The sequence below is a fragment of the Mesorhizobium silamurunense genome, assembly GCF_014843905.1.
Lineage (GTDB): Bacteria > Pseudomonadota > Alphaproteobacteria > Rhizobiales > Rhizobiaceae > Mesorhizobium > Mesorhizobium silamurunense.
Genome location: NZ_LPVS01000104.1, coordinates 90,179 through 109,260 on the forward strand (window position 1 = coordinate 90,179; position 19,082 = coordinate 109,260).

At 64.2% G+C, this 19,082-nt stretch carries 17 protein-coding genes and 1 riboswitch; of the genes, 12 read left to right on the plus strand and 5 right to left on the minus strand.

Features of this window, described 5'->3' with window-relative positions; all coding sequences use genetic code 11:
• Positions 1–82 precede the first annotated feature (82 nt).
• Complete coding sequence (locus AU465_RS31610; protein ID WP_192256719.1) at positions 83–1,063, plus strand: hypothetical protein; 981 nt, start codon at positions 83–85, stop codon at positions 1,061–1,063.
• A gap of 32 nt (positions 1,064–1,095) precedes the next feature.
• Here the strand turns inward: AU465_RS31610 and bluB are convergent, their stop codons facing one another.
• A complete protein-coding gene (gene bluB, locus AU465_RS31615; RefSeq protein WP_192256722.1) occupies positions 1,096–1,833 on the minus strand; it encodes a 5,6-dimethylbenzimidazole synthase in 738 nt (245 codons plus the stop codon).
• Between the two features lie 43 nt (positions 1,834–1,876).
• Positions 1,877–2,053: riboswitch (cobalamin riboswitch) on the minus strand.
• Between the two features lie 115 nt (positions 2,054–2,168).
• Here bluB and AU465_RS31620 point away from each other — a divergent pair.
• From AU465_RS31620 to AU465_RS31645, 6 genes are all read left to right on the plus strand, one after another.
• Positions 2,169–3,095 (plus strand): histone deacetylase family protein, encoded by a 927-nt coding sequence (locus AU465_RS31620; protein WP_192256724.1) that lies wholly within the window; start codon positions 2,169–2,171, stop codon positions 3,093–3,095.
• Between the two features lie 3 nt (positions 3,096–3,098).
• A complete protein-coding gene (locus AU465_RS31625) occupies positions 3,099–3,350 on the plus strand; it encodes an exodeoxyribonuclease VII small subunit (RefSeq protein WP_095778033.1) in 252 nt (83 codons plus the stop codon).
• A gap of 192 nt (positions 3,351–3,542) precedes the next feature.
• Complete coding sequence (locus AU465_RS31630; protein WP_192256725.1) at positions 3,543–3,809, plus strand: DUF2277 domain-containing protein; 267 nt, start codon at positions 3,543–3,545, stop codon at positions 3,807–3,809.
• 7 nt (positions 3,810–3,816) lie between these two features.
• Positions 3,817–4,737 carry a pirin family protein gene (locus AU465_RS31635; protein ID WP_192256727.1) on the plus strand — a complete coding sequence of 307 codons (921 nt, stop codon included), beginning with the start codon at positions 3,817–3,819 and terminating at the stop codon, positions 4,735–4,737.
• 231 nt (positions 4,738–4,968) lie between these two features.
• Entirely contained in the window at positions 4,969–6,882 is a 1,914-nt protein-coding gene (gene dxs, locus AU465_RS31640; RefSeq protein ID WP_192256729.1) for a 1-deoxy-D-xylulose-5-phosphate synthase, read from the plus strand.
• 208 nt (positions 6,883–7,090) lie between these two features.
• Positions 7,091–7,375 (plus strand): hypothetical protein, encoded by a 285-nt coding sequence (locus tag AU465_RS31645; RefSeq protein ID WP_192256731.1) that lies wholly within the window; start codon positions 7,091–7,093, stop codon positions 7,373–7,375.
• Between the two features lie 58 nt (positions 7,376–7,433).
• On the opposite strand, the gene AU465_RS31650 is transcribed toward AU465_RS31645, so the two are convergent.
• Positions 7,434–7,835 carry a GFA family protein gene (locus AU465_RS31650; protein WP_192256733.1) on the minus strand — a complete coding sequence of 134 codons (402 nt, stop codon included), beginning with the start codon at positions 7,833–7,835 and terminating at the stop codon, positions 7,434–7,436.
• 106 nt (positions 7,836–7,941) lie between these two features.
• On the opposite strand from AU465_RS31650, the gene AU465_RS31655 reads away from it, so the two are divergent.
• The 3 genes from AU465_RS31655 (at position 7,942) to AU465_RS31665 (ending at position 12,825) form a co-directional block, all read left to right on the plus strand.
• A complete protein-coding gene (locus AU465_RS31655) occupies positions 7,942–8,715 on the plus strand; it encodes a TlyA family RNA methyltransferase (RefSeq protein WP_192256735.1) in 774 nt (257 codons plus the stop codon).
• On the plus strand, positions 8,712–9,953 hold the full coding sequence (locus tag AU465_RS31660; protein ID WP_192256737.1) for a class I SAM-dependent RNA methyltransferase: 1,242 nt from the start codon (positions 8,712–8,714) through the stop codon (positions 9,951–9,953). Before AU465_RS31655 ends, AU465_RS31660 begins: the two co-directional genes overlap by 4 nt.
• Positions 9,954–10,110: 157 nt before the next feature.
• Positions 10,111–12,825: a caspase family protein gene (locus AU465_RS31665; RefSeq protein ID WP_192256739.1), complete on the plus strand. Its 2,715-nt coding sequence runs from the start codon at positions 10,111–10,113 to the stop codon at positions 12,823–12,825.
• A 150-nt stretch (positions 12,826–12,975) separates the two neighbouring features.
• Here AU465_RS31665 and AU465_RS31670 read toward each other — a convergent pair whose 3' ends face one another.
• The 3 genes from AU465_RS31670 to AU465_RS31680 form a co-directional block, all read right to left on the minus strand.
• Complete coding sequence (locus AU465_RS31670) at positions 12,976–13,641, minus strand: transglutaminase-like cysteine peptidase (RefSeq protein WP_192256741.1); 666 nt, start codon at positions 13,639–13,641, stop codon at positions 12,976–12,978.
• Between the two features lie 446 nt (positions 13,642–14,087).
• Positions 14,088–15,500, minus strand: coding sequence for a metalloprotease TldD (tldD, locus tag AU465_RS31675; RefSeq protein WP_192256743.1), 1,413 nt, complete (start codon positions 15,498–15,500; stop codon positions 14,088–14,090).
• Between the two features lie 127 nt (positions 15,501–15,627).
• Entirely contained in the window at positions 15,628–16,161 is a 534-nt protein-coding gene (locus AU465_RS31680) for an invasion associated locus B family protein (protein ID WP_192256745.1), read from the minus strand.
• 328 nt (positions 16,162–16,489) lie between these two features.
• Here AU465_RS31680 and coxB point away from each other — a divergent pair, with 328 nt between their 5' ends.
• Together coxB and ctaD are read left to right on the plus strand one after the other, a co-directional pair.
• Entirely contained in the window at positions 16,490–17,374 is an 885-nt protein-coding gene (gene coxB, locus AU465_RS31685) for a cytochrome c oxidase subunit II (RefSeq protein ID WP_192256747.1), read from the plus strand.
• A 38-nt stretch (positions 17,375–17,412) separates the two neighbouring features.
• On the plus strand, positions 17,413–19,062 hold the full coding sequence (gene ctaD, locus AU465_RS31690) for a cytochrome c oxidase subunit I (protein ID WP_192256749.1): 1,650 nt from the start codon (positions 17,413–17,415) through the stop codon (positions 19,060–19,062).
• The last annotated feature ends 20 nt before the right edge of the window (positions 19,063–19,082 follow it).

The following is a 19,082-nucleotide window of genomic DNA, read 5'->3' on the forward strand; positions in this document are numbered from 1 at the left end:
GCTCAAAATCGCTCCGACATTGACAATGGCAAGGGTGAGCGCATCCTTCCCGGCCATTCTCTGAGGTGGGAGAGTCGGGGCCATGTGGGACTTCAGCATCGGCCGGTCGGTGTCCATCATGATGCGGACATGGCCGTTCATCGTCTTTCGCATGATCGTCTATTTCGGCATCACGGTCGCCTACATCATGGCGACCGGTACCGGCGCCAGTGTTGGCTATGGCGTCGGCCATATCTCGACCGACCCCGACGGGCCGATGTCGTTTGCCTTGTGGGGCGGGGTTGTCGGCTTCGGCGTCGTCTCGATCGCCCTCTACTGGATCCGCGAATACATCCTCTATGCCCTGAAGGCCGGTCACATCGCCGTCATGGTCCATCTTATCGACGGCCACGATGTTCCGGACGGCCAGGGCCAGATCGCCTATGCGCGCGAGGTGGTGACCAAGCGCTTCGCCGAGGCCAACATCCTTTTTGTCGTCGACCAGCTGGTGAAGGGCGCCATCCGCGCCATCACCGGCCTGATCGGCGGCATCGCGGCATTCCTGCCCATTCCGGGCTTGAGCGGCATCGTCAGCTTCATCAACACGGTCATCCGCCTGTCGCTGACCTATGTCGATGAGATCATCCTCGGCTACAACATCCGCATCAATTCGAACTCGCCTTTCGAGACCGCCAGGCAAGGCGTCGTGCTCTACGCGCAGAACGGCAAGCACATGGTCAAGAACGCCGTCTGGTTGGCGGTGATCATGTGGGGTGTGTCCTTCGTCATCTTCCTGCTGATGCTTGCCCCGGCAGCCGCCATCCTCTGGGTGATGCCGGGGCAACTCGCCGGCTGGGCCTTCGTGCTGGCCATTGTCTTCGCCTGGGCCTTCAAGGCGGCCTTCATCGAACCCTTCGCCATCGCTTCGCTGATGCAGGTCTATTTCGCCACCATCGAAGGCCAGGTTCCCAATCCGGAGTGGGATCGGCGCCTGGCCGAGACCTCGTCCAAGTTCAGGGAGCTGCGCGACAAGGCGCTGGGCTCCTTCGGCGGCTCGCGCTGGGATACGCCGCGGACTGCTTGATCAGCAGCCCCTTGACCACGAAGGCAGGCTGATCACGGCTTCACCATTTCGCCGGAACCAAGGCGGGCAATTGCCGATTTGAGCGGCGCCTCGCCGGCGCCGCAAAAGGTCTCGCTCATCACCAGGTCGCCCAGTGGCAGGCGCTTGCCCCAGCCATGCGCTTCGAGATCCGGCCTCGGCGCGAATTCCGAAACGCGGCCGACGCAAAGATAGGCGATCGGCGTGACATGTTCGGGAATCGACAACAGCCGCTTCAGCGCCTCGGTATCGATGATGCTCACCCAGCCGACGCCGACGCCTTCGGCGCGCGCCGCCAGCCAGAAATTCTGCACCGCGCAGACGGTGCTATAGAGGTCCATTTCCGGATTGTGCCAGCGCCCGAGCGGCGAGTCTTTTGACCGTTGCCGGTCGCAGGTGATGCAAAGATTGAGCGCGCTTTCGCAGATGCCTTCGAGCTTCAGCTTGCGGTAGAGCGCCTGCCGCTCCGCCTCGATCGCCGGCAATTCCTGCTCGCGCGCGGCCAGAAAAAGGTCGCGCACCCGCCGACGCCTTGCCGCATCGCGGATGACGATGAAATTCCACGGCTGCATGTAGCCGACGGACGGCGCGTGATGCGCTGCGGTGAGCAGCCGCGCCAGCACGCCATCGTCGAGATCGTCGGCAACGAAATGGCTGCGCACGTCACGCCTGGTGAACATTGCCCGGTAGACCGCGTCGCGCGCCAATTGGTCAAAGTCGTCGCCGCCGGCGGCGGCCATTCGTGCCTGCATCGCTTGTCCCCTTGCGATAAGCAGTCCTCCGCCTGACCATGCGGACGACCATGTCTGCCGGGCCGGTCTTCTGGCTCGGGATCTACCCGCATCCGGCGCCTTCCCGTCTTGGACAGTGGCTTTGCCGGCGCGGTCCCCCTCACAGCGTTGGGCACGCCACGGATTTCAACCGTGTTCCCGATTCTCCCGCGTCGCGGGCACCAGGCAGCGGCAGGACTCTATCGCGAAGCTTAAGCCGCGCCAATGCCGCCTGCGACACGATCGGGCGCGATTTTCCCCAATCATTCGGCGCTGAAACATGGCTATCCGGGTGACAGGTGCCTAGATTAGGCTCCATGACCACTCGTCTTTACACCCATCCGGTATTCCTGGAACACCTCACGCCGTCCGGTCATCCCGAGCGGCCCGACCGTTTGCGCGCCATCGAGCGCGTGCTGGACGACGAGGCTTTTTCGGCCCTCGACCGCGTCAAGGCGCCGGAAGGCGACGAGGCAACCATCCTCTATGCGCATCCGGAAGATTTTGTTGCCCGCGTCCGCGCGGCCATCCCCGCGAGCGGTATCGTCTCGATCGACGCCGACACCAGCGCCAGTCCGAAAAGCTGGCAGGCCGCGGTGACGGCGATCGGCGCCGCCAATGCGGCGATCGACGATGTCTTCGAAGGCCGCGCCGCCAATGTCTTCGTCGCCGCTCGCCCGCCCGGCCATCATGCCGAAAAGACGACGGCGATGGGCTTTTGCCTGTTCAACACCGCGGCGATCGCCGCCCGTCATGCACAGAAGAAGCACCAGGCCGATCGCGTCGCCATCGTCGACTGGGACGTGCATCACGGTAACGGCACGCAAGACATTTTCTGGGACGATCCGTCGGTGCTCTATTGCTCGACGCACCAGATGCCGCTTTACCCGGGCACCGGCGCCAAGAGCGAAACCGGCGCCGGCAACATCGTCAACGCGCCGCTCGCGCCGAGCACCGGCAGCGACACGTTCCGCGACGCCTTCCTGTCGCGCGTGCTGCCGTCGATCGACGCTTTCAAGCCGGACCTGATCATCATTTCCGCGGGGTTCGATGCGCACCATCGCGATCCGCTGGCCGAGATCAACCTGACCGAGGATGATTTCGACTGGGCGACCGGTCAGTTGATGGACCGCGCCGGGCGCCACAGCGGCAACCGGCTCGTCAGTCTGCTGGAGGGCGGCTACGATCTGCAGGGACTGGCATTTTCGGTCGCCGCCCATGTCGGGCGGCTGATGAAGGGATGAATTATGGCTGATGAAGCTAATCAAGACGTCAAGGCGATGAGCTTCGAACAGGCGCTCGATGCGCTGGAGAAGATCGTCGATGACCTGGAGCGCGGCGACGTTCCTCTCGACCAGTCGATCAAGATCTACGAGCGCGGCGAGGCGCTGAAAGCCCATTGCGACCGGCTGCTCAAGGCGGCAGAGGACAAGGTCGAGAAGATCAGGCTGTCGCGCGACGGCAAGCCGGTGGGAACGGAGCCGCTCGACGCTGAGTAAGGTGTGCTGATATTCAGGTGAGGACGGCCTGCAAATGGCGGTCTCCTGCGCTTCCGGTGCTCACGTACTTTAAGTACGCTCCGCTCCGGTTCTCGGAAGCCATCATTTTCGGCTCGGACTGACCTGAATCTCAACACACCTCGGTGATAGTCCCAACCGGCGGGGACACGAAAAGACAGGAGGCCTGCAAGCATGTGCCGAAACATCAAGACCCTGTTCAATTTCGATCCGCCGGCGACCAATGACGAGGTCCATGACGCGGCATTGCAGTTCGTGCGCAAGCTGAGCGGCTCGACAAAGCCCTCCAAGCGCAACGAGCATGCGTTCCACCACGCCGTCGAGGCGATCGCCGCAGCCGCGCGCGAGTTGCTGGACTCGCTGGAGACGACACAGGAGCCACGCAATCGCGAGGAAGAGGCCGCCAAGGCGAAGGCGAGATCCGCCCTCCGTTTCGCGTGAGGCCGATATGAGCTTCTTCCCGGGTAACGATCCTGAGGCCGGCGACGCGTTTGCCTGCGACCAGATCGAGTTGATGGTCATCCCCAACGCCAAGGACATTGGCGGTTTCGAGGTCCGCCGTGCCTTGCCGACGGCAAAGCGCCGGCTGGTCGGCCCGTTCATCTTTTTCGACCGCATGGGCCCGGCGATCCTGCGCGCCGGCCACGCGATCGACGTGCGCCCGCATCCGCATATCGGGCTTTCCACCGTCACCTATCTGTTCGACGGCAAGATCAGGCATCGCGATTCGCTCGGCACCGAAATGGTGATCGCACCCGGCGACGTGAACCTGATGACCGCCGGCCGCGGCATCGTCCATTCGGAGCGCACGCCGGAAGAATTGCGCGGTGCGCCGATGTCTGTCTCCGGCCTGCAGACCTGGCTGGCGCTGCCGGATAGCAAGGAAGAGATCGCTCCAGTGTTCGAGAACACGTCGGTGATCCGCCTGCCCGAGATCGACGCCGAAGGCGTCAGTGGCCGCGTCGTCATCGGCGAATTTTCCGGGCTGCGCTCGCCGGTCGCGACCGCCTCGGAGACGCTCTATGCCGATTTGCGGCTGGCGGCGGGCGCCAGCGTGAAAATCCCCGCCGATGCCGAGGAGCGCGCCATCTATACACTGGAGGGCGAGGTTTTTATCGCCGGCGACCGCTTCCCGGCCGAGCGGCTTCTGGTGTTCAAACCGGGCGAGGAGATCGTCGTTTCGTCCGAGCGCGGCGCGCATTTCATGCTGTTCGGCGGAGCATCGCTCGGCTCCAAGCGTTATATCTGGTGGAATTTTGTTTCGTCCTCGAAAGAACGCATCGAGCAGGCCAAGGAAGAATGGAAGACGGGCCGCTTCGATATCGTTCCTGGCGATGAGGAAGAATTCATTCCGCTGCCGGAAGGTTAGAGCAGGATGGACATCCTACGCCGCCGCGTCACTGACACGCATTTACATTCGTCCTCCGGCGGCATATTTCGCGCATGATCGAGGCGCATATTTGTGAAGGTTGGAGCAATTCCAGGAAAAGTGTGAAACGGTTTTCCGTCTGGAATTGCGTGAAAACAAAGAGACAGAGCGGTCCCGTGAAACGGTTAACCGCTCTGATGCAAGGTTAAGATTTCAGCAGGCCGCACCAGAGTGAACCCGAAACCCGACACGCCGCTTCTCGACAAGGTCCGCATTCCCGCGGATTTGCGGGCGCTTGACGAGAGCGAGCTGCCGCAGCTGGCGACGGAACTGCGCGCCGAGCTGATCGATGCCGTGTCGCACACCGGCGGCCATCTCGGCGCCGGGCTGGGCGTCGTCGAACTGACGGTCGCGCTGCACTATGTCTTCAACACGCCGCAAGACCGGCTGATCTGGGATGTCGGCCATCAGGCCTATCCGCACAAGATCCTGACCGGCCGCCGCGACCGCATCCGCACGCTTCGCCAGGAGGGCGGTCTCTCCGGCTTCACCCGGCGGGCCGAGAGCGAATACGACCCCTTCGGCGCCGCGCATTCCTCGACCTCGATTTCCGCCGGCCTCGGCATGGCCATGGGCCGCGACCTTTCGGGCGGCCGCAACAATGTCATCTCCGTCATCGGCGACGGCGCGATGTCCGCCGGCATGGCCTACGAGGCGATGAACAACGCCGGCGCGCTCAATGCCCGCCTCATCGTCATCCTCAATGACAACGACATGTCGATCGCCCCGCCGACCGGCGCGATGAGCGCCTACCTGGCCCGGCTCGCCTCCGGCAAGGCCTATCTCGGCCTGCGCGATTTCGGCAAGAAGCTGACCTCCTATCTCGGCAAGCGCGCCGACAATGCCATCACGCGCGCCGTCGAGCACGCGCGCGGCTATGTCACCGGCGGCACGCTGTTCGAGGAGATGGGCTTTTTCCACATCGGCCCGATCGACGGACACAATCTCGAGCACCTGATCCCGGTGCTGAAGAACGTTCGCGACAATGCCGACGGCCCGGTGCTGATCCATGTCGTGACCCAGAAGGGCAAGGGCTACGCGCCGGCCGAAGCCGCCGCCGACAAATATCACGGCGTCAACAAGTTCGACGTCATCACCGGCGCGCAGGCCAAGGCGCCGGCCAACGCGCCGAGCTACACCAAGGTTTTCGCCGAGAGCCTGATCCAGGAAGCGCGCGAGGATGACCGTATCGTGGCGATCACCGCCGCCATGCCGAGCGGCACCGGCCTCGATCTGTTCGGCGAGGTGTTCCCGACCAGGACCTTCGATGTCGGTATTGCCGAGCAGCATGCGGTGACCTTCGCCGCCGGGCTCGCCACCGAGGGCTACAAGCCCTTCGCCGCCATCTATTCGACCTTCCTGCAGCGTGCCTACGACCAGGTCGTGCATGACGTGGCGATCCAGAAGCTGCCGGTGCGTTTCCCGATCGACCGTGCCGGCTTCGTCGGCGCCGATGGCGCCACCCATTGCGGCGCCTTCGACACGACCTTCCTGGCCTCGCTGCCAGGCTTCGTCGTCATGGCAGCCGCCGACGAGGCCGAGCTTCGCCACATGGTGCGCACGGCAGCCGACTACGACGGCGGCCCGATCGCCTTCCGCTATCCGCGCGGCAACGGTGTCGGCGTCGACATGCCGGAACGCGGCTCGGTGCTCGAAATCGGCAAGGGCCGTATCCTCAAGGAAGGCACCAAGGTGGCGCTTCTGTCCTTCGGCACGCGGCTGCAGGACTGCCTGCTGGCGGCGGAAGAGCTCGGTGCCGCGGGCCTTTCCACCACCGTTGCCGACGCCCGCTTCGCCAAGCCGCTGGACGAGGATCTCGTCCGCCGCCTCGCGCGCTCGCACGAGGTTCTTGTGACGGTTGAGGAGGGCGCGGTCGGCGGCTTCGCCAGCCACGTGCTGCATTTCCTCGCCCATGAAGGCCTGCTGGAAAACGGCCTCAAGGTGCGCCCACTGATCTTGCCCGACGAGTTCACCGATCACGCCAAGCCGGAGAAGATGTATGCCGACGCGGGCCTCGACACGGCCGGCATCGTGCGCACGGTCTTCGCCGCCCTTGGCCACGGCGTGCAGGCGCAGCGCGCCTGATCCGAATTCTCAACGTGCTGAATCGGTTTGCCGGATTCGGAAGCAATTCCCAGCAAAAGTGTGCGGCGGTTTTGCGTCCGGAATTGCGTTAAATCAGAATCATAAGTGTTTGTTAACGCTTTTGTTTGGCGGTTCGGTTACCCTGTCTTTTGGCCGATTTTCAACGGCGCCCTGCTAAGACCTTGGTCCCAGGCAGGGGATAAGAACAATGAAATCGTTCCTTTGCGGTATGGTCCTTGTGATGGCCATGGCCGCGCCGGTGGCAGCCGAAACGCGTTACGACCGCAACCTCGAAAAGGCGGTGATCGAGATCGTCGTCAGCAAGATGGGCAACATCCGCGGCGCCTTCTCCTACAAGCAGGCTCCCCAGTTGGTGGTGGTGCCGGAAGCCGCGCCGGCCGCTCCGGTTCCGATTGAGCCACGCAAGCAGGCCTCCAACAATGACGGCCTGATGCCGGCCGTCGAGCGCCCGGTCTCGCGGACGATTTTCTGATGCATGTCGCCCAAAAGTGCCCTGCGGTTTTGGGGCAACGACATGCATCAATTAAAAATCAGAACCACAGATCGCGCACGCAGCGGCCGTCGCGCGGCAGGTCGTCGAAGCTGTCGAGCCCGTCGAAATGGTCGATCGGCAGGTCGGCGACGGCCTCCGGCGGCGCCAGCCTGACGTTGACGGCGATGCGGGTGCGGCCGCTGGAGCCGGAACGCAGGCCGCGCCAGGCGAGAACGCAGGCGCAGGTCGGGCAGAACAGGATCTCGAGCGCCGGCTCGGCCACTTCGGCGCGTGTGTAGGAACGCATCGGCCCGGCGATGCGGATGCGCTCGTCGACATAGTCATAGGCCCAGAGCGTGCCGTAGCGGCGGCAAAGCGTGCAGTTGCAGGCCGTGATCGATCCCGGATCGCCTTCCAGGGTCCAGTGCGCGGCGCCGCAATGGCAGGTTCCTTTGAGCATTGCCTCCTCCTCAGGCTGGTGAAACGACCCCGCATTCTGCCGTGCCGCGCGCCATATTCAACACGCTGCCATTGCCTTCGCGACCAGCTTTCGCCAATGAAGGCCGATGAGTTCTCCTGTGCCAGCCAGAGCGCGCCTAAGGCTCGACGAACTGCTCGTCGCGCGCGGCCTGTTCGCCAGCCGTTCGCGCGCCCGCGACGCGATCGAGCGCGGCACCGTCGCCGTTGATGGCGCGGTTGCCCACAAGCCGGGCCAATCCGTTGCGCCGGATTGCGTCGTCGCCATCGACGACCCGGCGCAGGCCTATGTGTCGCGCGCGGCGCTGAAACTGATTGCCGGCCTCGATCATTTTGACCTTTCTCCCTCGGAGAGCGAGGCGCTCGACATCGGCGCCTCGACCGGCGGCTTCACCCAGGTTCTGCTTGAGCGTGGCGCCGCCCATGTCACGGCGATCGATGTTGGCCATGGCCAGATGCATCCCGATATCGCCGCCGACCCGCGCGTGACCGTGATCGAGGGGCTGAACGCCCGCGACCTCACGATAGCGGACCTCGGCGGCCGCGTTCCGGACTTCCTCGTTTGCGACGTCAGCTTCATTTCGCTGAAACTGGCGCTGCCGCCGGCGCTTGCGCTGGCCGGCGAGGGCGCCAGGGCGCTGCTTCTCGTCAAGCCGCAGTTCGAAGCCGGCCGCGAAGCGATCGGCAAGGGCGGGCTGCTCAAGGACCCGAGCGATGCCGAGCGCATTGCCGCCGGTTTGCGCGACTGGCTTGCCGCCATGCCGGACTGGCATGTGCTCGGCCTGCACCCGTCGCCGATCGAAGGCGGCGACGGCAATCGCGAATCCCTGCTTGCCGCGATCAAGGACGCGAAACCGCGATGAGCGCGCGCTTCACCATCGCCAGGCTCGGTTCGCAGGCAGACGGCATCGCCAATGCCGATGGCGGCGAGGTCTTCATCCCATTCACGCTGCCGGGCGAGACGGTCACCGCCGCGCGCCAGAAAGACCGCGCCACGCTGATGTCGGTGCTGGAAGCCTCGCCGCTCCGGGTCGATCCGCCCTGCCGCCATTTCACCGAATGCGGCGGCTGCGCGCTGCAGCACTTCGAAGCCGAGGCTTACCGGCAGTGGAAGCGCGAGCGGGTCATTCAGGCGTTGAAGGCCAAGGGCATCGCCGGCGCGGTCGACGCGCTGGTGCCGTGCGCGCCGCAGACCCGCCGCCGCGTCGTCTTCAGCGCAAGGCGTGGCGAGGCCGGCATGCTGCTCGGCTTCGTGCGCGCGCACTCCTCCGAAATCATCCCGATCGAGGAGTGCCCGATCTCGCTGCCGGTGATCGTTTCGTCGCTCGATCGCTTGCGCAGGCTCGCCGATCTGGTCTGCGCCACGCCGAAAGCCTTCCATATGACGGTTACCGTTACTGCCTCCGGCCTCGATGTTGCCGTCCAGGACGCGGGCAAGCTCGGCGAAAACCAGCGCCGTATCGCCTCGAATTTCGTTCTTGCGGAGGGCTTGGCGAGACTTTCGGTCGACGGCGAGGTGATTGTCGAGCCGAAGAAGCCGGTGGTGCAGTTCGGGTCAGTCGCCGTCGCCGTGCCGCCCGGCGCCTTCCTGCAGGCGACGGAGGCCGCCGAGCAGACGATGGCCGACCTCGTCGGCCAGCATCTGTCGCGCGCGAAAAAGGTCGCCGACCTTTTTGCAGGCTGCGGCAGCTTCTCGCTCCGGCTTGCGGCGAAGTCGGAGGTTCACGCCGTCGAGGGAGATGCGCCGGCCCTTGCGGCGCTCGATCGCGCCTTTCGTTTCGCCAGCGGCCTGAAGCGGGTGACCGTCGAACGCCGCGACCTCTTCCGCCGGCCGCTGACCTTCAAGGAATTGAACGGCTTCGACAGCCTGGTCTTCGATCCGCCGCGCGCCGGCGCGGAGGATCAGTCCAAGCAGATCGCCCGCTCGGACGTGCCGCTGGTCGCGGCCGTGTCCTGCAATCCGGTGACGCTGGCGCGGGACCTGCGCATCCTCCTCGACGGCGGCTATCAACTGAAGAGCGTGACGCCGATCGACCAGTTCCTGTGGTCGCCGCATGTCGAGGCCGTCGCGCTGCTGGAGAAGCCGAAGCGGCGGCGGTAGTTCACAAGCGGCGGTTCGCAAGAAATTTTGTGAAGCCTCTGTTCTTTCGACGAAATTGCGCCCTAAAGCCGCCTTTTTGCGAGACAAAAATTCACGGCGTTCGGGAAACGTTCCGACCTCTCGAGCGTTTACCATTTTAAATGGATGGCGGATTGCAATGCGGACGCTTCAGAGGTTCCTCGAACTCGTCGTCGTTCTCGTCATATTTGCGGTCGGTTCCGCAGCTGGGGCTCTTGCGCAAGGTGAAAAGCGGCTGGCCTTCGTCATCGGCAACGGCGCATATCAGTCCGGCGAACTCGCGACGGCCGCCAACGATGCGGGTCTGATTGGACAGACCTTGCAGGCAGCCGGTTTCGATGTGGTCGGCGCGCGTGATGTGGACCAGGAATCGCTGCGCGGCGCCTTCCGCGATTTCCTCGCCAAGGTTTCGGCCGCCGGTCCCGACGCGGTCGTTTTCGTCTACCTCGCCGGGCACGGCGCGCAGTTCGAAGGCGAGAACTATTTCCTGCCGGTCGATGCCAACATCGCCAATCCTGCCGATGTGCCAATCCAGGCCATTCGGATCTCCGATCTCACCCGCCCGCTCGCGGCCTTGCCGACGAAGGTCAACATCATCGTGCTCGACGCGGCGCGGCCGAATGCCTTCCCGCAGATGAAACAGCCGCTGGCCGGCGGCCTCGCGCTGGTCGATCCCGACCCGAACATGCTGATCGCCTTCAATGCCGCTCCGGGAACCGTCGCGCCGGAGGGCAAGGGACCCTATGGCGCCTATGCCCAGGCGCTGGCCGAGATGATGCGCGAGGGCGGCCTGCCGCTCGAAGACGTGTTCGACCGCACGCGCCTGCGCGTCAACGAAGTGACGCAAGGGGCCGAGGTGCCTTGGAACGCTTCGAAGATCAACGCGCCCTTCGTCTTCTTCGACCGCGCGCCGGATGCGCCCGCGCCCAAGGTTTCCGAGGCCGAATCCCAGGCCAACCGGACAAGGGAGATTCGCGACTTTAATGCCCGCGACGCCTATGTCGCGGCGCTCGACCGCGACACGCTGCGCGGCTACCAGGATTTCCTCGTCGCCTATCCGCACGATCCGATGGCCAAGCGGGTGCGCGCCATCATCGCCGCGCGGCGTGAGGCGATCACCTGGCGTCAGACCTGGACGCGGGATACGCCGGAAGCCTACTGGTCCTACCTCGAACGCTATCCGCACGGACCGCATGCCTGGGACGCGCGCCGCCGGCTGGAGCATTTCGACGCCGAGCTCGAGCCGCCGCCGAGCTTCACCGTCATTGTCTATGACGTGCCGCCGCCGCCGCCGGAGGAAATCGTCTATATCGACCGCCCGGTGCTCTATTTCGACGACCCAGATTTCGACTTCGAACCGCCGCCGCCGGTCGCAATCATCTTCCTGCCGCCACCGCCGCCGGATTTCATCGTGCTTGAGCCACCGCCGCCGCCGATCGACGTCTTCGTCCTGCCGACACCGGTGTTCGTGCCGATACCCGTGTTCATCAACCCGCCGCGTCACATCGTGCCGCCGCGGAACGACATCATCTTCAACAACATCCACAACACGACCGTCATCAACAATATCAACACGACGATCAAAAACGAGACCATCAATCAGGCCGCGCAGCCAGACGCCAGTGTTCAGGGTGGCCGCGCCGCAGGCCAGAAGACGACCGCGGGCGCTGTTGGTGCCCGCGCGGATGCGCTGGCGGCCAGGGTTGCGCTGCCGCCGCTGCTGCAGAAGAAGGCGGCCATGTCCCGTAAGATCCCGTCCAATCAGCAACAGGGCGGCCAGAAACAGGGCGGCTTGCCGCCGAAGCCCGGCCAGCGTGTTATCTCGGGCCAGCAGCCCGGTGCTGCGACTCCGCTGTCGAAGGACCTGTCCGCCCGCAAGCTTGGAACCGACCACGCCTTGCCGGGAGCCGATGGCAAAACGCTGCCGCTCGTCAACGGCAAACCAGTGCTTAGTGATCGGAATTTGCCAGGCAGCAAGTCCAGGAAGCAGCTCGGCAGGCAAGGCATTGTGGGCGGTAACCAGGAGGCGACGGGAAATGCCGGCGCCGCCGTGACCGGAGAGCAGGGCACCGGTCAGCAAAAGGGCAAGAAATTGCGCAAGCTGCCCACCGTCAACGGCATGCCGGCCGACAACGGCCAGGGCGCGCAGGAGAGGTTCGGGAAGAACAATCCGAACGTGCTGTCCGGCCAGGACAACCGCAAATCGAAGAAGCTGACGCGCAAGGATTTGTCGGCCGGCCGGTCCATTGTCGAACCGGGTGATCAGGGCCCGGCCAAGGGAAACAAGAGCAGGAAATTCCGCAAGCTGCCGACCGTCAACGGTGAGCCGGCCGACAACGGGCCGAGCATGCAGAAGCGGCTCAGGAGGAACAATCCGTCCGTGTTCTCCGACGAGAATCAGGGCTCGGCCGCCGGGAACGACAGGGGCAGGAAGTTCCGCAAGCTGCCGACCGTCAACGGCGAGCCGGCCGACAACGGGCCGAGCATGCAGAAGCGGCTCAGGAGGAACAATCCGGACGTGTTCTCCGAAGAGAATCAAGGCTCGGTCGGCAGGAACGACAGGGGCAGGAAGTTCCGCAGGCTGCAGAACGAAGAAGGGTCCGGCGGCGCGGAGGTCGACGTCCAGCGCAACTTCAAGGTCAACAGGCCGAAGGAGAATGCGCAGCGCCAGTACAAGCTGCAGGAACAGCCCAACGGTGAGGCGTCCTCCAGGCCGCGGAGGCCTGAGTTCCGCGCGCAACCGAGGCCTGAGGTCCAGGAGCGGCGTCTGCCGCAGCAGCCGAAGCAGCAGCAGCCGCAAGGAAACAAGAAGTTTGCCTGCGGGAATCCGGGCGAGCCACCCTGCAAGGAGTAGGCTGTCGAGCCAGACGATAGGTTGCCGTTGCGCGGGCCGGACTTTCCGGCCCGCGACTTGTAAGGCAGGGAGCACCTGCGTACAGACCCGCAAAGGCTGGTCCGCTCCGGGCTATGCGGGCCGCTCAGCTTACAGGCCTGGTGGCCTCCGTCAGGTTTTCGGCGTGCCGCCGCGCTGATTGATCGACACCCAGATATTCGGGTTCTGCTGCGACTGGCGCTTCAGGAAATAATAGCCGGTCGCGTTCCAGGGCCGGACTTCGTCGACCAGATTGTCGAGGACGAGGTCGCCCTTGTCGGTCTTCACCGTCAGGATGGTGTGACCTTCATTGTTCAGGTCGCGCACCACCGTCATCAGCAGCGCCTGGCGTGGGAATCCCGCTTCCATGAGAAGCTTGCGCTTGTAGAGCGCATAGATCTTGCAGTCGCCCTTGCCGTCCACCGGATAGTCCCAGTGGTCCATCATCGTGCCCCAGTGATCGTAGTTGCTGACGGGCTTGATGGCGCGGTTCGCCTTTTGGTTTATCCGCTTGAGGGTGCGCAGGTTCTGGGCGCTCAGCTTGACGCTCGTCGCCGGCAGAGCCGCCACTTTGCACTCTTTCGGCCGGCGGTGGCAGAAATCGAGCCAGCCATAGGGAACGCTGGTGCGTCCTCCGACCGCGGCGGAGCGGACCGTATCCGCGGAAGATTGCGTCGATGGCCGGTTGAACAACGTCGACTGCGCCGCCGCCGGGTCGGCAGATAGGGACGTCGCGCCGATCAACGAAACAAGGCCAAGGAGGAAAGAAGAGGTCAGGACGCCAGGGGAACGCAACAATGCCAGACACCACCGCAACGAGAAGACTGGCGATGAGTTAATGCGGAAACGCCGGCCAAGGCAATTGAACAATTAATAATTTGCTAACACGATCGTGTCCGTGTCCGGCGGGGGCCGCTACGCCTCTTGCAGATTGGTATCAATCGCGGGCATGGCGCCGCTGCGCTTCGTCAAGGACGCTCGCGTGCAAGTCTTGCAGCGTTTTTGGCACGCCACTGTGCGGCAGGATGCCAAACACCTGCTCCGGCCGCGTCGGGGCAAAAGCCTGCTCCGGTCTCAGAAGAACGCCCTCCGGCGTGTCTTCGACCTGGAGGCGCGTACCAGCGCCCCAGTCCCGCCGTTTTCAGATCGCGCTGGGCAGGGTCATCCGTCCCTGGTCGAGACGGTCGTTATGAATTTTTCGGAGCCGGTCATTAGCTTAACAATACCGGAATCGTTCCTTTGCCTCAAACCCGGGTGCCGCCCACCGTCATCTGGTTCATCCTCAGATGCGGCTGGCCGACGCCGACGGGCACGCCCTGTCCGGCCTTGCCGCACATGCCGATGCCGTTGTCGAGCTTCATGTCGTTGCCGACCATGGTCACGCGATGCATGGCGTCGGGTCCGTTGCCGATAAGCATCGCGCCCTTGATCGGCTGGGTCACCTTGCCGTCCTCGATCATGTAGGCCTCGGTGCAGCCGAAGACGAACTTGCCGGAGGTAATGTCGACCTGGCCGCCGCCGAAGGAGACGGCATAGATGCCGTTCTTGACCGAGGCGATGATCTCCTCTGGGTTCATGTCGCCCGCGGTCATGTAGGTGTTGGTCATGCGCGGCATCGGCTGGTGCGCGTAGCCCTCGCGCCGGCCGTTGCCGGTCGCCTTCATACCCATCAGGCGCGCGTTCTGGCGGTCCTGCATGTAGCCGACCAGCTTGCCGTCCTCGATCAAGACGTTGCGCGCCGAAGGCGTGCCTTCGTCGTCGACGGTGAGCGAGCCGCGACGCTCGGCGATCGTGCCGTCATCGACTACTGTGACGCCCTTTGCCGCGACCTGCTGACCCATCAGGCCGGCGAAGGCCGACGTCTTCTTGCGGTTGAAATCGCCTTCCAGGCCATGGCCGACCGCCTCGTGCAGCATCACCCCCGGCCAGCCGCTGGAGAGCACGATATCGAAGGTGCCGGCCGGCGCCGGAACGGCCTCGAGATTGACCAGCGCCTGCCGCAGCGCCTCGCGCGCTGCATGCTTCCAGCTCTCCTCGGTAAGGAACTCGCCGAAGCTCTTGCGGCCGCCCATGCCGTAGGAGCCGCTCTCCTGGCGATCACCATCGCCGACAACCACCGAGACGTTGATCCTGACCAAGGGACGGATGTCGCGCACCACCTGGCCGTCGCCACGCACGATCTCGACGTGCTGCCAGGATGCGGCGAGCGAGGCCGTCACCTGGCGCACGCGCGGATCGGCGGCGCGCAGCCAGGCGTCGATCTCCTGCAACAGCTTGGCCTTGGCCTCGAAACTGGGCGAGGGGATGGGGTTCTCGTCGCCATAGAGGTGGCGATTGGTGCGCGCGGGCGCTGCGGCAAGCGTTCCGGAATAGCCGCCCTTGACCGCCGAGACCGCGTCGGCCGCGCGCAACAGTGAGGCTTCAGACAAGTCGCTCGAATGCGCATAGCCGCTCGCCTCGCCGGCGACGGCGCGCAGCCCAAAGCCCTGGTCGGTGTTGAAATTGGCCGTCTTCAGCCGGCCATTGTCGAACATCAGCGCTTCGCTCTCGCTGTATTCGAGGAACAACTCGCCGTCGTCGGCGCCCTTGATGGTGTCGGCGACGATCTCTTTGACGCGGTCGTCGGAAATGTCGAATTGGCCGATCAGGCTGTTCATGGCAAGGCTGTCCGCTGGCGGTTTCGTCTTCCCCGATGTAGGGGCGAAGTGAGGTCAAGACAATCGCCAGCGTTCACACGGGATCGTCATCGCCGTGGGCCGACCGACCGCATTGCAACCGCCAGGCTCAGGGCAGGGCGGCGAAGCCTTCGCCGAATCCCTTGAGATCGACGGGAATGCCGATGCCTTCCTCGGGCGTCTGAAAGACGATGAAGGTGGCCGAGGTGCCGTTCTTCAGCGTGTCGAGCAGCGGCTTCTCGAGGATCACTTCCGCATAGCAGCCATCCTGGAAGCAGCGCACGAAATAGGCGCGGCCGATATCCTTGCCGTCGACATTGAGGCCAAGCCCGTTGGGCAAGAGCACGCCGAGCGGCGCCAGCACCCGCAGGATCTCGGCCTTGTTGTCGGCGGTGCGCAGCACCACCACCGAAAGCCCCATTTCCGGACGGTCCTCGGCGACGACATTCTGCATCATCACGCATTGCTCGGAGGTCGCGCCGGCCGGCGTGTCGCAGATGATCGACCACGCGCCATGCGTCGACTTGACCGTGCCGCTGGGCGGCGCTGCGGTCTGAGGTGGCGCGGCGTTCGCCGCGCTGGCGCCAAGCAAGGCGGCAAGGAAGACGACCTTCGCCAGGGGTCTCGAAAGCCAGGAAGTCATGACGGCTCCATTGCGAATCACGGCACTTTAAGCTGCGCCAAGGCCAAGTAAAGGACGAGACCGTCGCCGGCCCGCCCAGATACCGGCAATTACGCGCTTTTCCAGAGCAAATTCGCCCGAATTGCGACCGTCCGCCACGCGACGCGGCGATGGCAGGGGATGCCCTTCGGGCTGCGCGCAAAAATGCCGCACGGCTTCGTCCGCTCCTTCCTTGCAGAGGGAATTAGAGTATGGTTTGAACCACCTTAGGGACAGACCGGGATTCCCCATCCCGGCGTCGTTCGTTATTGGTGCGATCCGATCGCAGGAAGTGGGAGACGAGAGGGCGATGAGAAAATTCCAGGCAAGCGCCAAATTGATGGCAGGTGCTGCAGCCGCAGGCGCGCTCTTCTCCAGCGTATCCGCCTACGCGGATCAGCCGCGGCCTTGGGAGACCGCCTTCCAGGCACCGGCGACCGATATGATGCGACAGATCGAGTGGTTCGGGAACTACACGATGTGGTTCGTCGTCCCGATCACAATCCTGGTGCTGGCACTGCTTGCCGTTTGCGTCCTGAGGTTCCGCGCCAGCGTGAATCCGGTTCCTTCCAGGACCAGCCACAACACCCTCATCGAGGTGATCTGGACGGTCGGGCCGGTCATCGTGCTGTTGCTCATCGCTATCCCGTCGTTCCAGCTGCTCACCGCGCAATACACGCCGCCTGAGGAAGCCAAGCTCACCGTCAAGGCGACCGGCAACCAGTGGAACTGGGACTACGAATATCAGGTCGACAAGAGCTTCTCCTTCAACTCGGCGATCCTTCAGGATGGTGATCGCGCCAAGGCCGGCAAGGAAGACCGCGCTCTCTATCCGCGCCTGCTCGCCGTCGACAACGAGCTGGTGGTGCCGGTCAACACCATGACCCGCGTGCTGATCACCGCCACCGACGTCATCCACTCCTTCGCCGTGCCGTCCTTCGGCATCAAGATGGACGCCGTGCCCGGCCGCACCAACGAGACCTGGTTCAAGGCCGAGAAGGAAGGCCTCTATTACGGCCAGTGCTCACAGCTCTGCGGCAAGGATCACGCCTTCATGCCGATCGCGGTTCGCGTCGTGTCCGATGCGCAGTTCAAGACCTGGCTGGAGACGGCCAAGACCGACGTGCCCGCCGCCAACAAGGCGCTGATGGCCGAGATCGATGGTACCAACAAGGTAGCGGCCGCTGGCAACTGATGCCGCGGGTTAGCAAGAATTAGGGAACGGAGCCGAATATGGCAGAGGCTGCAGCTCACGACCACCACGACCACAGGCCGCATGGCTGGGTCCGCTGGGTGTACTCGACCAACCACAAGGACATCGGCACGCTCTACCTGATCTTCGCGATCATCGCCGGCATTGTCGGCGGCGCGCTCTCGGTCGCCATCCGCATGGAGCTGCAGGAGCCGGGCATCCAGATCTTCAGCGGCCTGGCGCAGATGGTCTACGGCATGCAGGGCGATGCCGCCATCGACGGCGGCAAGAGCATGTACAATGCCTTCGGCGCCGCGCACGGCCTGATCATGATCTTCTTCATGGTGATGCCGGCCCTGATCGGCGGCTTCGCCAACTGGATGGTGCCGATCATGATCGGCGCGCCGGACATGGCCTTCCCGCGCATGAACAACATCTCCTTCTGGCTGCTGCCGCCGGCCTTCATCCTGCTTCTCAGCTCGATGTTCGTGCCGAGCGCGCCCGGCGCGTTCGGCGTCGGCGGTGGCTGGACGATCTATCCGCCGCTCTCGACCTCCGGCCAGCCTGGCCCGGCGATGGATCTTGCGATTCTGTCGATCCACATCGCCGGCGCCTCGTCGATCCTCGGCGCGATCAACTTCATCACCACCATCTTCAACATGCGCGCGCCCGGCATGACGATGCACAAGATGCCGCTGTTTGCCTGGGCGGTGCTGATCACGGCCTTCCTGCTACTGCTCTCGCTGCCGGTTCTGGCGGGCGCCATCACCATGCTGCTCACCGACCGCAACTTCGGCACCTCCTTCTTCGTGCCGGACAATGGCGGCGACCCGATCCTGTTCCAGCACCTGTTCTGGTTCTTCGGCCACCCCGAGGTGTACATCCTGATCCTGCCGGGTTTCGGCATCATCAGCCACATCGTCTCGACCTTCTCGAAGAAGCCCGTCTTCGGCTATCTCGGCATGGCCTACGCCATGGTCGCGATCGGCGCCGTCGGCTTCATCGTCTGGGCGCACCACATGTACACGACCGGCCTGTCGCTCGACACGCAGCGCTATTTCGTGTTTGCCACCATGGTCATCGCGGTGCCGACCGGCGTGAAGATCTTCTCCTGGATCGCCACGATGTGGGGCGGCTCGATCTCCTTCAAGCCGCCGATGCTGTGGGCGCTGGGCTTCATCTTCCTGTTCACGATCGGTGGCGTCACCGGCGTTCAGCTCGCCAATGCCGGCCTCGACCGCTCGCTGCACGACACCTATTTCGTGATCGCCCATTTCCACTACGTGCTGTCGCTGGGCGCGGTGTTCGCCATCTTCGCCGGCTGGTACTATTGGTTCCCGAAAATGACCGGCTACATGTACTCGCCGATGATCGCCAACACCCACTTCTGGGTCACCTTCGTCGGCGTCAACCTGATCTTCTTCCCGCAGCACTTCCTCGGTCTCGCCGGCATGCCGCGCCGCACCGTCGACTATCCGGACGCGTTCGCCGGCTGGAACATGGTCTCATCCTACGGCTCCTACATCGCGGCCGTCGGCGTTGCGATCTTCCTCTATGGCGTGTTCGAGGCTTTCCAGAAGAAGCGCGTCGCTGGCGCCAATCCGTGGGGCGAGGGTGCCACCACGCTCGAATGGCAGCTGCCTTCGCCGCCGCCGTTCCACCAGTGGGAACAGCTGCCGAAGATCAAGTAAGGCGGCTGCCCGAAATACGA

Coding starts and splice junctions, on each gene's coding strand:
- AU465_RS31645 (WP_192256731.1), top strand. CDS start 7,091: ATGAAATCGTTCCTTTGCGGTATGGTCCTTGTGATGGCCATGGCCGCG.
- AU465_RS31655 (WP_192256735.1), top strand. CDS start 7,942: ATGAGTTCTCCTGTGCCAGCCAGAGCGCGCCTAAGGCTCGACGAACTG.
- AU465_RS31650 (WP_192256733.1), bottom strand. CDS start 7,835: ATGCTCAAAGGAACCTGCCATTGCGGCGCCGCGCACTGGACCCTGGAA.
- bluB (WP_192256722.1), bottom strand. CDS start 1,833: ATGCAGGCACGAATGGCCGCCGCCGGCGGCGACGACTTTGACCAATTG.
- AU465_RS31610 (WP_192256719.1), top strand. CDS start 83: ATGTGGGACTTCAGCATCGGCCGGTCGGTGTCCATCATGATGCGGACA.
- AU465_RS31625 (WP_095778033.1), top strand. CDS start 3,099: ATGGCTGATGAAGCTAATCAAGACGTCAAGGCGATGAGCTTCGAACAG.
- ctaD (WP_192256749.1), top strand. CDS start 17,413: ATGGCAGAGGCTGCAGCTCACGACCACCACGACCACAGGCCGCATGGC.
- AU465_RS31630 (WP_192256725.1), top strand. CDS start 3,543: ATGTGCCGAAACATCAAGACCCTGTTCAATTTCGATCCGCCGGCGACC.
- tldD (WP_192256743.1), bottom strand. CDS start 15,500: ATGAACAGCCTGATCGGCCAATTCGACATTTCCGACGACCGCGTCAAA.
- AU465_RS31680 (WP_192256745.1), bottom strand. CDS start 16,161: ATGACTTCCTGGCTTTCGAGACCCCTGGCGAAGGTCGTCTTCCTTGCC.
- coxB (WP_192256747.1), top strand. CDS start 16,490: ATGAGAAAATTCCAGGCAAGCGCCAAATTGATGGCAGGTGCTGCAGCC.
- AU465_RS31665 (WP_192256739.1), top strand. CDS start 10,111: ATGCGGACGCTTCAGAGGTTCCTCGAACTCGTCGTCGTTCTCGTCATA.
- AU465_RS31620 (WP_192256724.1), top strand. CDS start 2,169: ATGACCACTCGTCTTTACACCCATCCGGTATTCCTGGAACACCTCACG.
- AU465_RS31635 (WP_192256727.1), top strand. CDS start 3,817: ATGAGCTTCTTCCCGGGTAACGATCCTGAGGCCGGCGACGCGTTTGCC.
- AU465_RS31660 (WP_192256737.1), top strand. CDS start 8,712: ATGAGCGCGCGCTTCACCATCGCCAGGCTCGGTTCGCAGGCAGACGGC.